The sequence below is a fragment of the Saliphagus infecundisoli genome, assembly GCF_020177375.1.
GTDB classification, from domain to species: domain Archaea; phylum Halobacteriota; class Halobacteria; order Halobacteriales; family Natrialbaceae; genus Saliphagus; species Saliphagus infecundisoli.
Genome location: NZ_JAIWHV010000030.1, coordinates 1 through 12,522 on the forward strand (window position 1 = coordinate 1; position 12,522 = coordinate 12,522).

The 12,522-nt window shown below is 56.0% G+C and carries 8 protein-coding genes and 2 pseudogenes; 3 read left to right on the forward strand and 7 right to left on the reverse strand.

Annotation, left to right across the window (positions count from 1 at the left end; all coding sequences use genetic code 11):
* Window positions 1-784 precede the first annotated feature (784 nt).
* The 5 genes and pseudogenes from LCF40_RS19580 to LCF40_RS19600 form a co-directional block, all read right to left on the reverse strand.
* A pseudogene (locus tag LCF40_RS19580) lies at window positions 785-1,678 on the reverse strand (IS110 family RNA-guided transposase); the annotation flags it as partial.
* 796 nt (window positions 1,679-2,474) lie between these two features.
* Window positions 2,475-3,347, reverse strand: coding sequence for a ribose-5-phosphate isomerase RpiA (gene rpiA, locus LCF40_RS19585; protein ID WP_345777867.1), 873 nt, complete (start codon window positions 3,345-3,347; stop codon window positions 2,475-2,477).
* 17 nt (window positions 3,348-3,364) lie between these two features.
* On the reverse strand, window positions 3,365-4,375 hold the full coding sequence (locus tag LCF40_RS19590; protein ID WP_224829863.1) for an NADP-dependent phosphogluconate dehydrogenase: 1,011 nt from the start codon (window positions 4,373-4,375) through the stop codon (window positions 3,365-3,367).
* A gap of 458 nt (window positions 4,376-4,833) precedes the next feature.
* Window positions 4,834-5,145: a hypothetical protein gene (locus LCF40_RS19595; RefSeq protein WP_224829864.1), complete on the reverse strand. Its 312-nt coding sequence runs from the start codon at window positions 5,143-5,145 to the stop codon at window positions 4,834-4,836.
* Between the two features lie 247 nt (window positions 5,146-5,392).
* Window positions 5,393-5,872, reverse strand: a complete 480-nt coding sequence (locus LCF40_RS19600; protein ID WP_224829865.1) for an NAD-dependent epimerase/dehydratase family protein — start codon at window positions 5,870-5,872, stop codon at window positions 5,393-5,395.
* Window positions 5,873-6,626: 754 nt separating this feature from the next.
* Here LCF40_RS19600 and LCF40_RS19605 point away from each other — a divergent pair.
* A complete protein-coding gene (locus LCF40_RS19605) occupies window positions 6,627-6,845 on the forward strand; it encodes a hypothetical protein (protein ID WP_345777868.1) in 219 nt (72 codons plus the stop codon).
* A 345-nt stretch (window positions 6,846-7,190) separates the two neighbouring features.
* A pseudogene (locus tag LCF40_RS19610) lies at window positions 7,191-7,373 on the forward strand (ArsR family transcriptional regulator); the annotation flags it as partial.
* 13 nt (window positions 7,374-7,386) lie between these two features.
* Here LCF40_RS19610 and LCF40_RS19615 read toward each other — a convergent pair.
* Window positions 7,387-8,661 (reverse strand): IS4 family transposase, encoded by a 1,275-nt coding sequence (locus LCF40_RS19615; RefSeq protein ID WP_224829866.1) that lies wholly within the window; start codon window positions 8,659-8,661, stop codon window positions 7,387-7,389.
* A 1,061-nt stretch (window positions 8,662-9,722) separates the two neighbouring features.
* Here LCF40_RS19615 and LCF40_RS19625 point away from each other — a divergent pair.
* Complete coding sequence (locus LCF40_RS19625; protein ID WP_224829867.1) at window positions 9,723-10,748, forward strand: DUF7995 family protein; 1,026 nt, start codon at window positions 9,723-9,725, stop codon at window positions 10,746-10,748.
* A gap of 1,087 nt (window positions 10,749-11,835) precedes the next feature.
* On the opposite strand, the gene LCF40_RS19630 is transcribed toward LCF40_RS19625, so the two are convergent.
* Entirely contained in the window at window positions 11,836-12,453 is a 618-nt protein-coding gene (locus LCF40_RS19630; protein ID WP_224829868.1) for a class I SAM-dependent methyltransferase, read from the reverse strand.
* Window positions 12,454-12,522: the final 69 nt, after the last annotated feature.

The following is a 12,522-nucleotide window of genomic DNA, read 5'->3' on the forward strand; positions in this document are numbered from 1 at the left end:
CGAGGAGATCACTAAACTTGAGGTTGATTCTATTCTTAGTCAGCGGCAGGCGGGAGGCATCGTATGCGGTAGCTGTCGCTGATGTGGCTCGCGACCCGGCCACTGACTGCCGCCAGTCCGGCACTCAACCTAGTGGGCCATTCACCACCTCTCGGACAGGTATTCGATAGATTGACACTATCAACTTGCGAGCAGTTGCGACGATCGTTTTCCGTGAGCCTATCTTTTCCACTAACCGTTCGTAGAACCGGCTCAGATACGCGTCTTTGCATGTATGGAATCTGACTGCACACACTGGACGAGATCCAACGTAACTAACTATCGTGAGCCGCGCTTCAAGATCCCGCCAGCTTCGTCCATTACTGCCACCTGTGCGTGCTGCTTGTGAATGCCAATTTCAAGACGCATTATTTCTCACCGATGACAATCGAACGTGATGGCGACCTCGTATTCGACGATACGACCTCGATGTCAAAGATAGTGCGGACGTGCGAGGAACTAACGTCGTATCTTACTCGTTGCAACGCGGTTTCGGAGGTGGCCGTCCTGCTGACCGGAACCGGTCTCGTGCCGCCCGAGGAGTTCACGCTTCACGTATGGGAAAATCTGCTACCTAAACGAAGCCAACCAGGACGCTTGATTCTTTCGCCCACCCAATCGATCGGCTTCTCTCAGTAGAAACCAACCGACAGCGAACCGATTTTCTCTTCACCACCGCTAGGCGGAAGGTATCTTATTGCGGTAGCTGTCGCTCAGACCGCCACCAACCGGCGGAGTCAGCTGATTAGGCTGTCACACCGGGTGGATCGTACACTTCTCCACGATCGAGCATATGGTAGATTGACACCAGCAGCTTCCGAGCGGTCGCCACCGCCGCCTTCTGTTTGTTCTTTCGGCGCTCAATCCGGTGATAGAACCGACTCAGGTACTCGTCACCGACCGTATGAACCGCTGAGTGGACTGCTTGGACCAGCAGCCACCGTACCTTCCCAGGACCCTTCTTCGAGATGCTTCCCTCGAACCGCGAGTCGCCAGACTCGCGGATCACTGGATTCAATCCCACGTACCGCACTACCTCCTTGGCTCTGTCGAACCGCTCAATCTCGCCGATCTCCGCGTAGACCACCAGCGCCGAGTACTGCGCGATACCCGGAATTGTCATCAGCAGCTGGGTCTCCTCCAGAGACCCAGCGCGTTCTTGGATCTGATCGTCGAGCTGCTCGATCTCCTCGGTCAACGTATCGATCACCGCAAGATACGACGACAACAGCTCGTCCCACGGTGCCGGAAGCGACAGCTCAGCAAGGAACTCACAACCCCTCACGTTCAACGGCTTCACCTCGTCGGTGATGCCATTATCCAGCAGGACCGAATGGATCTTATTGACGAAGCTTGTTCGCTCTTCGAGCAGGCTGATCCGGCCGCGCACAAGTGCGCGGCACTCCCGGATCTCGTTGGGTGGAACGTAGCTCTCGGGAACTGAACCCAACCAAAGCAGTCGAGACAGTTCCTTGGCGTCGATCCGATCGGTCTTCTTGTCGGTCTGAGCGATCGCCTTCAGCTTCGGCGGGTGTCCGACAACCACGTCCAGATACTCAGACAGCATATCGTAGATGTAGAAGTAATTCGTCGTGGCTTCCAGCAAGGCTTTGCCGCCAGCGTATTGCTGGGCAATCTCTTCGAGGTCCGTGTTCTAATGATTCAGACACGCTCTGAAAGCTCGCTCAGAGATATATGGTTAGAAGACCGTTGCTGGCGGTCCTCAGGAAGCGTGAAACCGGTGGACCGGGGTTTATATGATAAGGATCAAAACAGCCGTATTCAGGTGTGTAATGGGTGAATTCAGTAATCACTGATTCAACGAACGAAATTACGGTAATTATTACAGTAAACAGTAGACTTGCTTAAATCGCCGTGCACTCGGTGTACGGCTCTCTTAGAGTGTGATTTCTCTTCCGCGAATTAACTTTCAAATCTTCTCTCGTCCATTATGACACGGACCTCTTCAATCACGTCTCCGTCGTCGTTGCGGACGGCTACCTGAGCCTCCCGCTTGTGGATGTCGATTCCTAAGAACATCTGCTCTCACTCCGGGGCACCGGTGCGTTGGATGAGATTCACGTATTCGGGCTTTCCTGGCTGGCGCCGCGAGCGCCAGCCAGGCTGGGACGCCCCACTCTCGGCTTCCTTCGCACTTGGACCAGTCAGTTTCGCGCGGTCGAAACCACCGAAGCGTGCTCGGTCTCTCGTGCCCCATGCTTTGCCTTCACCCGGCTAAGGTAGCAGATTTTCCCATCGAGTCAGGATGGAGACCGAACGGTGATCGAAATCGAGGACATCGGAACGCTCACGAACGACGTCGAAACGGTGCTAACGTAGGACGCAGAGGCGGATACACTACCTATCCTGCCGTGATGGAGCACGGTCATCAGAAATCGATGTGACGCTCCGAGCCCATTCATGTGCGGACATAGCTACAACTGGATCGTCTCGACCTCGTCCTCGATCCCGATGTATATCTTGTCGACTAAGTCGACGAATAGCCCGTGCTCCTGAGCGCCAGGAATCCTTGCCAGCGCTTCGGCACGCTCGACCGGTTCGTCGATGTTCCCGAAGTCGCAATCCAATATGAGGTTGCCGTTGGCCGTGAACAGCGGGCCGTCCTTCGTCTCCGCGTAGCGCAGCGATGGCTCACCGCCTTGGTCCATGACCCACTGTTTCGCCACCGTCCGGGATTCGGGCAGCACCGAGAGCGGAATCGGATGGTCAAGTGGATCAGCAGCCTTGTTCTCGTCGGTCGCGATGACGAGCCGCTCGGCTGCAGTGTCGATAACTTTCTCGCGGGCGTGGGATGCGCCGCCGCCTTTCACGACGTGAGGTGCATACGGGTTGTACTGGTCGGCCCCGTCGATCGCCACGTCGAGTGTTGTGATCTCGTCGAGGTTGACGAGCGGAATGTCCACCTCCTTCGCGAGTTCGTGTGACTGGAGGGACGTCGCGACACCACGGACGTTCTCGAGCTCTCCCGTGTTGAGTTTCCAACCGATTGCGGCAATGGCCCAGGCGGTCGTACTGCCGGTGCCGAGTCCGACGTCCATTCCGGACTCGACAACATCAGCGGCCGCGTTGCCGCCTCGCCGTCGCGTGTCCATGAGCACGTCCTCCATAGAACTCTTGATCCGTTGCGGAGACGGAATCACCCGAACGTGATCCCTGATTTCATCCTCGCTGAGCGAGATGTTGTGCTCCGCGAGTTCGTTCGTCGCTTTCTCAACGACGTCGTTCTCGTCTTCTGCCCACACACTGATGTCGTGGTCGCCGTCAATGTACTGGAACTGTTTGGCCATAGTCGTCTCGTATGATGTCAGTCTTCGTCATCCACGGACCCGACTGTGTCCATGTGGTCGTCTTCCCGTTCGAGCGTCCGTCTCGATTCGTTCGTTACCCGGCCGGTTCTGCGCTCTTCTCGGATATGTTCGTCCTCACCAAAGGGATGGGTTCCGAAGCCGTGGCGCATGGCCGCGATGGCTTTGTAGGCGTGTTGCTGATTTCCTCTGGATTTGAACAACTCGATCACTGACTGCGAGATTACCGGGATAGGTGTTTCACCCTTGAACGCCTCCTGGACCAACCAGTTGACCTCGCCGGTGTCCTCGATGTAATTGGGAATCCCCTCGAAGTCCTGCTCATGTAACTGGTCGCGCATCAGCTCGACGAGCCAGCTCCGGATGACCGTCCCGTTCGACCAGTTGGTGAACACGTCGCCGAGGTCGAGTTCGAAGTCGCCCGCCTCCAAGAGTTCGACGCCCTCGGCGATCGACTGGAGCATCCCGAACTCGACGCCGTTGTGCACCAGCTTCACGAAGTGACCGCTTCCCGGCGGCCCCGTATGGAGGAGTCCGTCGTCGACAGAAAGTTCATCAAGTATCGGTTCGGCGGTCTCGAAGCCGTCGTTTCGCCCGCCAACCATAAACGCAGCACCGTCTCGCGCACCGGGGGGGCCGCCACTGGTTCCGGTATCGAGGAAGTAAATCCCCTCCTCCCACAGCCGCTCCTCGCGGCGCATCGAGTCTCGCCAGAAGGAGTTGCCGCCGTCCATAACGACATCGCCCTCGTCGAGGTGGTCTTTCAGGTTTGCCAGTTCGTCATCGATGAGAGAGCCCGCGGGGAGTGAGAGGTAAATCACCCGTGGCGGGTCGAGCTTTGCTGCGAGGGTTTCGTATGCGCCGCCATCCAGGACGGTCACCCCCATTTCCGCTAGTTCCGGGCGGTCGCTCCGGTTCACCCCGACAACCTCGATGTCCTTTTCGACGGCCTGTTTCGCCAGATTGCCGCCGATCGATCCAAGTCCGATGATGCCGAGTTCTGAGTTCATAGTCATGTTCGTGTTCCAGATGCAATTGCTGTTGTGCCGCGGCCCGTCCGGTGGGTTTACCCTCTCACCACCGGCATAGTTCGTATATCAACGTCACAGCCAATAAGTCCCACTGCCCGATTCCACACACTCGATAGGTCGCGGACGGGCACTATGGAGGTTGATCCCTCATCGCGCGGAGTCGCGTGTTCGAACCGGCGGCACTGATTCATTGGTCTCAGCTGGCTCTATCTCAGTTACGTGGCCGTTGTTGTGAGATGGGACAAGGTTTTGTAAAGTGGACTACTCAGCGAGCGTCTCCGCCGCGTTATCGCGTGGTTCGTAGCCAATCGCTCGCATCGTCTCGGTTATCGAATAAAACTGTTCGTCGTTTCGCGATACCGCGTTAACCGTCACTGAGGATTCCGATAGGTCGACTGTCGCCGCTTTCCGATGGATATCCTGGCAGTTGCGGGGGCTCAGCCATGTCGATCGAGCGAACCGGCTTTACTCGGCTCGACATCCTCTCCTGTGTTGTCACGGAGATCGTTCTCGTCCATGTACCAGCCGATTGCGGACGTTGAAGACTTCGAGGCTGTGGACGTCAGCTTGACATCCTCATCGTCGTGAACGACGAGAATTCCTTCGTGGGGCGTCGGGCCGATCCCGACGTCCTCGAAGGCAACGTCCCGCCCGGCGGTCGGACGGTACCGGGTTTGTGCGTGATACGTCGGGCCTCTGAGAGGCGTTAGATGCATGGGTATCCGCTTGCACCGCACAGGCCGTGCCATCGACCCGACTCGGACGCCAATCCGAGTCTCGCATCGGGCAGGCTCGCGTTTGTGATGACGGAGGAACGCCGAATCTCCTCCACGTTTCCCGAACGAGGGAGACTCATAACCGAGACTAGAAGGCCTCCGTGCGGTTGCGACACGAAGCGTACGCGATTCACGCCCGTGAGCAAATCTTCGATTTGCAATGCCCATCAGAACGCACGCGTTCTGAGGACGGCCGTGAACGGCGAGACTCTCTCGCTGATTAAAGATAGTAGTTCGCCAGTCCTTCACAGGCGATCTTACTGACGCCGTAGAAGGAGTCCGGTCGCGTCGGATCATCGGGATCGACCGTACGAGCGTCACCGATGGTCATACTCTTGGGATTGGTTGGATCGGCAGCGTTGTACGTGCCGACTGCATGGTTCGAACTTACGAACACGACGCGGTCGATTCCATTCTCGACTGCCGCGTCGAGAACGTTCTTCGTTCCCTGGACGGTGAGATCGACGACGGTGTCCCAGTCGGTGTCTGGCGAGGACGCACCGGCGAGGTGAATGACCGTATCGACGTTGTCGAGTTTTTCTCGCACTTCGTCGGGATCCGTGACGTCGAGGGTCTCACTGTCCACATCCTCGTGCTCCGAGTGGGTGAATAGAACGATATCGTGCTCTTCATCATCGAACGCGCCCAATAGCTCTCGACCGACGTTCCCCGCTGCGCCCGTCAGTCCGATTCGTGCCATCAATAGCACCAACGACTGTGAAGGGTATATTAGTCGCCCCCGTTTCGATACATTCCCTTGTGGAGCGTCCAATCGTACTGCTCGTACCGGACGCGTAGATGGTCCCTTTCGTCAATGACGTCGTACAGTTCGAGGAACTTGTAGATGCCACGTCGCCTGCCGAAGTCCCCACGAGAGGAAAGAAAGAGCCGCGTGATCCAGACCTCGCCGGCGTCACGGTCGTACGTCGATGATTGTTGGAGAAACGATCGCTTGTACTCGTGTCGAGTTCACTGCCGAGACTACTCGCTGTGTATGCAGTAATCGGCGGACAGCTCTCGGCACCACGGTTAGCGCGAAGTGGATGCGCGGGTCGACCTCAGGCACACAATGTTCGCGTTCGAAGGCCCTCGGGAACGGGCGAGGAACGTATCCGAGCTCGTACTTCCACTTTGACGACCGGAGAATCCTGTGTTCGACCCCCTTTCAGTATCTCAAGTCGACGGATCAATCGATTTTCCGTCTGGCGATTTCTTCATTCATCATCAATCAAGTTAGTAGACGATGCGTAGACTGTCACGCATGGAGAGGATATCAAACCGAATTCCACCAGTATCAGTCGTGGGGGCCAGGGTTATACTGCTTTGGCTACGGTGGCCAAGCTCCTACCAAAGGCGAATTTCCTCTGTGAGGCCCCGAAATCAAAATGTGTGAAAAACTATTATCTAATGAAAAACGCCAGACAGGAAAATAATGAGATTGAGTTGAGCAGGTACTGAAAGTAGGGTCCAATGAAACCGGCTATCTCCACCATAAGGTCCGCTATTCGTTGCGTATCTTAGAAGAGGAAGATCCGATCGAACCGTCAAGCCAGGGTGCAATTACAACCGATCGTACTATGACATCTGTCACCGATCTCGATGAGAAATTCATTGGCATCGTGGAGATACTTCAAGAGATGAAGATTGACAGTATCACCGAGACCACCGAATAGGTCGCGAAGAAAGGTCCTCCATTGGTCTGATCTGCTCTATTGAATAGACTTTTTTCAGGGATTAGGATGAAGTAAATTGTAGCGTAGGAGGATTTCTGAAATTCCTTTGATAGTGTACTAATCTACTGCGCGGGACAGATGGAAGAGTGATTGGAAAGAGTCTGCCGTACAACTCCTCGGAAGTGTTCTTAGCACACCTATCCCAACGCCCTACCCCTATTCAACAGAGCAGTCTGATCGTCATTTTCAGGACACCACTGACCGATTCCGCGGCTGGTTCCATTACCATAAGGTATGTTTTAAGAGATAAATATTATCATCCTGCATGCAATAGTCTGGATTGCGATGACTGATTCAGAGTCAGTACGCCAGGACACTCATCCCAGTGGGACATGGGATGATATCAAAGAACTACCGCCGAGTGCGAAACTGGTCGCGAAAGTTCTCGACCATAATGAGACGATGACTCAACAAACGATTGCAGAGGAGACGCTCTTACCCGATCGGACTGTCAGATATGCTCTAAGCCATCCGTCTTTAGTTAGACCTCACACCTCGGTTGCGTAGCGGTAGCGAGCGTCTCTTGAAGGATCGGTCGTTGCTGGTGAATTTTCTGTGCGTCTTCGATCAATCGCTCCAACAGCGGCGGTGGCGAATAGCCGAGGTGTTCGCCGAGTTCGTGGAGGATGAGCTGGGCGTGCGACCGGAAGGTCGCCGCCCAGCGCTCGGGCGGGAACACGATCTCATCGTCAGCCTCCTCGGTGACCAGATCCAGCAGATCACGGCTCACCAGCAGTGACAGCAACGCTGCGTACAGCAGAATCTCGACAACCTCCGGGTTGCTCGTGTCGAACTCGTCGAGTTCGTACTGCGTCTTCAGCTCCCGGAACAGCAACTCCACCTCCCACCGACACCGGTACAGCGTTGCAAGATCAGTCGGGAGGAACTCCTCTCTGGGTAGATTCGTGATGTAGAGATGGTAGTCGTCGGCATCCTCGTTGCGGACGCCGACGACGCGGAACCGCTTCGTATCCAGCGACCGCGTTCCATCGTACGGCCCTCGATTGAATTCCGCTTCGACCTCCACGTCGATGTACTCGCGGTGAAGATCGTCCACGATATCGTGGATCTGCTCGCCCTCCAGGGGGATGGCGCGACCGCGCCATCCCCGTAATTCCGCCGTTATCACCGGGTTTGCGCTTTTCTTCAACCGACTCACGAAGTAGCCATCGTTCTCATCGATCAACGCGAAGCGGCGGTACTTGAAGTACGCCAGGTCGAGGAGAACGAGCCGTCCGTGCAACCACGAACCCGTGTTGAACAACGTGCTGTCGTGCGTTTTCTCGTCAGTCACGTCGAGCCGTTCGATCGTCTGATCGGTGGCATTGTGGAGCAGGTGGAGCGTCGCTCCAGCCTGCTCCTCGTGGCGGGCCTGGTATTCATCGGAGAGAAATTCGTGCAACCGCAGAACTGTTCCATCCGCGATCATCACATCTCTGAACCGGTCGATATCTGCGTCGACAGCGTCGGGAACAGCGACCTCGTCGAGACCGCGCTCGACGAGGTCGCGGAGGTACTCCGCGAGCGAGGGCGTCAACCGGTGATAGAAGCCACCAGGCGAGATCGGTTCGTCGGCTGTGGAGTTGTAGCTGCGTCGGAAGCCAGCGAGTGTTCGGCTCTCGCCTGCGGCGAAGCCGAACACGAACGCCCAGACGAAGGCGGGAATCTGGAGCTTGCGATTGCGTTCGACCACGCCGAGTTCCTCGGCGCGCTCTTCGAGGAACTCGGAGGGAAACAATGTAGTGAGCCGACGCATAATTCTCGATGAGGAGGCTTCTGTGTGCACAGCGGATGCCTCCTCACTCCTCTCGAAAAGTAGCCTCGATGAGCCGCCGCTGTCACGCGGTTCGTCTCTTAGCTAAAGACGGATGTGCTCTAAGCCGACTCGATGAGGAGAACACCATCTCGTCCAGATTTTCGGTCATGGATGCCCGCCGGCAGCTGTACACACTCGATATCGATTCCTAAGCCGGTCAGGCTTATCAGCAATGAAAAGAATCTCCAACTCTAATCACGCTTCCGGATTATTTGAGTTATTCAGCATGCTATGAAAGAACTCTTTTTATCGCATTATGACGAGAGGGCAAACGCCGAATGTAAAATATGGAACTATCACAATAGCAGTGTTGTTTCTTCGCTGGACGAAATATGCTGAGACTATGGGACTGTATCACCCGGGAACAGATAGAACTGGACCACACTTCTCTCATATCTTTACTTTGTCGCCAGAGACACTTAAAAGGAAATAGGACCGAGACCTTGTGCAACATTCCTTTGGACAAGAGGCCCGGTGTTGCACAAGGCTCAGATTGAATTAGCTCTCTCCGGCACTTTCCCTCGGGGATTCGCGCCCGGAGAATATCCTTCTACTCGTGGAGTTCCCCATTCTACTCGTCGGCGAGTCGCGAACAACTCAACAAATTTAAATCAAATATCACTTACCGGAAAGAACGACAAAAATCCGACCGTAATAGGGGCCATTAACTATATCTACTGATCGAGGACAGTATATCTGGCTCCCACTGCCTCCCCACGCACCCTATGTGCATCAGGCGGTGGGAGCCGCTACTCACCCGCTGCATGCTCCCTACATAATTGAGGGTCCCTCATTGGGTTGCGTCGAATCGGGCGGGCCATTCCTATTTCCAGAATTGGCGAACAGGCTCGAGCTCACTGGGCGCCCAGCGGAGACGTGCGTCCAAACCTTGTGCAACAGTTGGCTTTACACAGACTCGCCAAGCTGCTGGCTGCGGAGTTTTACTTCCATTGTGCTTTCCGGAGATTAACTAGGCTTCAACACGCCATTCGACCTATACTATGAGCTACTACGACGACGACCGCTGGGATTTCAATCTCGAAGGCGAAGGACGAATTGAGCCCGATCCAACCGATTCGACCGCTATCGATGATGGCAGCTACGAACGTGGCGAAGACTCGCTCGAGGACGACCACATGGGCTATCCGGATAAACCTGGACCGGACTCATATGGGGGTGACGAACGGGCTGAGCACCACTGTGAGTGTGGTGTCCCGCTCGATCCCGGCAGATCGAAGTGCGACTTCTGCCTCACGAACGACCTCGACTACGACGACACCCCTGACAAATCCGATACGAACCGCGAAGTCACGGGCCTGATTCACGTCCTCGTCGACGCGACGAGCGAAGCCAACGCCGTGTGCGCCGCCCAAACCGTCTTCGACGGGCTGACTGGTGATCCACCCACCTCGTCGGTCGACGGGATCGACGAGTGCGAACTCGTTGCCACGCTCGAGGATGATCTCGTGGATCGGTTCGCCCGAGAGTGGGGCCAACTGCCCGGTGCCACCCCGGTTGATTCGACTGCCGGCCAGCGCCAGCTCGACACGATCCGACAGAACGCCGGCCACGACTACCTCGTCGCGAAGGACAACAGTACCGACACTGCTGCGGATAACCGTCCGACGCTCGATCCCGTGCTGTTCGACGCCGACGGCGAGCCCATCACCGATATCGAAGCGATCGGCCAGCTCATCGCTGGAGGCACGCTCAAGCGAACCCGCCCCGAGTGGGATACGAGCGACTCCGGTGACGAGCCAACTCGGACCTGGATCGTCCCTGCGATTGCCCTCGAACACGAGTCTGTGTCCGACTCTACTTACGATCAGTCCCGTGACAGCCTGACGCACTGCTTCCTCGAATGTTGCGAGTGTACCGAGGAAACCCGACACCGCTTCGATGGTTTCAACGCAGTTCCAAATCCAGCATGGGAGGACGACCCTGTCTGGAAGTGCACACGATGTGGGACAGCTCGACACGGTCCCGTTCCAAGCGCCCTCACAGCAAAGTCTCACTCCCAGCACTGAGAGGGCTATAGTGAACTACCCCGACCTACCGCGCTCGGGCCTGCCCGACCCTCGCTTGTTGAGGACGGGGCTTCCTGTTTCTGTGTCGGAACATATAGGAACAGAACCCACAGCGGTTCCAGACTTCGCAGGCGATTTCCCTTTACGGGCGGTTCGGAGTGTCCCGTTCCTACCGAATCGACACTCGACCACAACCGGCGATGCACGCTTTTTGTCGCGTTTGAACAACGCCGGAAGCGCGGTGAGTATCTTACTACCCCCTTCGTCCACGGAGGTAGTAAGAGTTCCGATTTGCCCGAAAGCGAGACGTACGGGCGCTGTATCCCCTCTCTGCTCGCGTCTTCGCCGCTCGCTGAGGAAGGGGTCTTAGCGCCCTTGATTAAAGATAATACGGTAGCCTCCCGCTTGTGGTGTTGTTTTGCCCCGAGAGGGGTGCAGGGCAAACGAGAACAGTTGGCGAGTGAAGAATCAATGTCCAAAGTGACACCAATGAATCAACCAGACACGAGTGCGATCTTCGCCGGCCTCAATGGCCGGTCAGACGCACAGCTTCCCGATTGGTACGCGAGCAGCCACGACATCAGTAACAACCTCACCATCGTTTGTCGAAGCCATCCGCGAACTTCCTCGAGCGATCGACACCTAGGTCGCCTACAATAACCCAGTGACTGGCGAGTGGGTTGAAACCGCTCGATTCAATGCCATCGTCGAACCATCGCGACTCCGTGACCATACACGGTCTGACGGTGGCTCCGTGGACACCCCCACCGAGGAGCCAGTCGATCCACTTTCCACGTTCCTTCGGACTCGTACACGATCCTCAACCCACAGACCGTCTATAGTGCTCTATTGAAAATGAACGATGGTATAATAATTCAGCAAATTCTATATTTCTGTTAGTAAAATACACTCTATTATAACCAGAATATACTCGTGGAGGGGCAATTACATTAAGCACAATCGGAAATAGTGGGAACGTTACGCCCCTCCTCGGTCGAAATGCGTGGTCTCTCGGCTCAAAATCCACTCATCCCGCCACCGCACCTCATTTTCAAGAGAGGAGAATTCATGAAGATATGATGTGGTGTCACTTCGCCTCTATTTCGTGGAAGATGCCCAGAAACGTTCGTCTCGTAGCGATCGGGCACAATCCGGCCTGCTCTACGAGTTCGAGGGGTTCCCGATTCCAGTGACAGCCGAGCTGTTTCGCGTGCGCTTGCTCTCGAACGTCCTGGAAACGCCCGACTAACCGATTGTCGCTCCGGCCGTGTTCTAACAGGAGGACCCGGCCACCCTCCCGACAGACCCGTTCCATCTCACAGAGTGCTGCGATGGGATCAGGGTAGGTGCACACCGTCAATGTCGACACCACCGTGTCGAAGTGCTCGTCGGGAAACGCGAGCGTTTCTGCGTCCATAAGCTGAAAATCGATATCCAACCCCAGTTTCTCGGCCCGCTGTTTAGCGATATCCATCATCTCCGGACTCACGTCGACGGCAGTAATCTCACACCCGTCTGGATAGTAGGGGAAGTTCGCGCCTGTCCCACATGCAACCTCCAGCACTGTCCCCGACACCCGCCGCAACAGCCGCCGCCTGAGCCGCCTCACGCCGATAAATTCCTGCACACGCTCCATGAGAGCGTATTTGCTGGCGGATTCATCGTATTTCTGCTTGATTTCCTCGGTCGTGAAGTCAGTGCTCATATGCGTTGAATGCCTGACCGAGGGTAAACAGCAGTGCAAGGTATCTATGATGGTTTAAGGCATGGATTC

What these genes read in the sequence shown, in the direction of transcription:
- LCF40_RS19595 (WP_224829864.1), bottom strand. Translation starts at nt 5,145, where the DNA reads ATGGCACGGCCTGTGCGGTGCAAGCGGATACCCATGCATCTAACGCCT.
- LCF40_RS19600 (WP_224829865.1), bottom strand. Translation starts at nt 5,872, where the DNA reads ATGGCACGAATCGGACTGACGGGCGCAGCGGGGAACGTCGGTCGAGAG.
- rpiA (WP_345777867.1), bottom strand. Translation starts at nt 3,347, where the DNA reads ATGGCCAAACAGTTCCAGTACATTGACGGCGACCACGACATCAGTGTG.
- LCF40_RS19615 (WP_224829866.1), bottom strand. Translation starts at nt 8,661, where the DNA reads ATGCGTCGGCTCACTACATTGTTTCCCTCCGAGTTCCTCGAAGAGCGC.
- LCF40_RS19630 (WP_224829868.1), bottom strand. Translation starts at nt 12,453, where the DNA reads ATGAGCACTGACTTCACGACCGAGGAAATCAAGCAGAAATACGATGAA.
- LCF40_RS19590 (WP_224829863.1), bottom strand. Translation starts at nt 4,375, where the DNA reads ATGAACTCAGAACTCGGCATCATCGGACTTGGATCGATCGGCGGCAAT.
- LCF40_RS19625 (WP_224829867.1), top strand. Translation starts at nt 9,723, where the DNA reads ATGAGCTACTACGACGACGACCGCTGGGATTTCAATCTCGAAGGCGAA.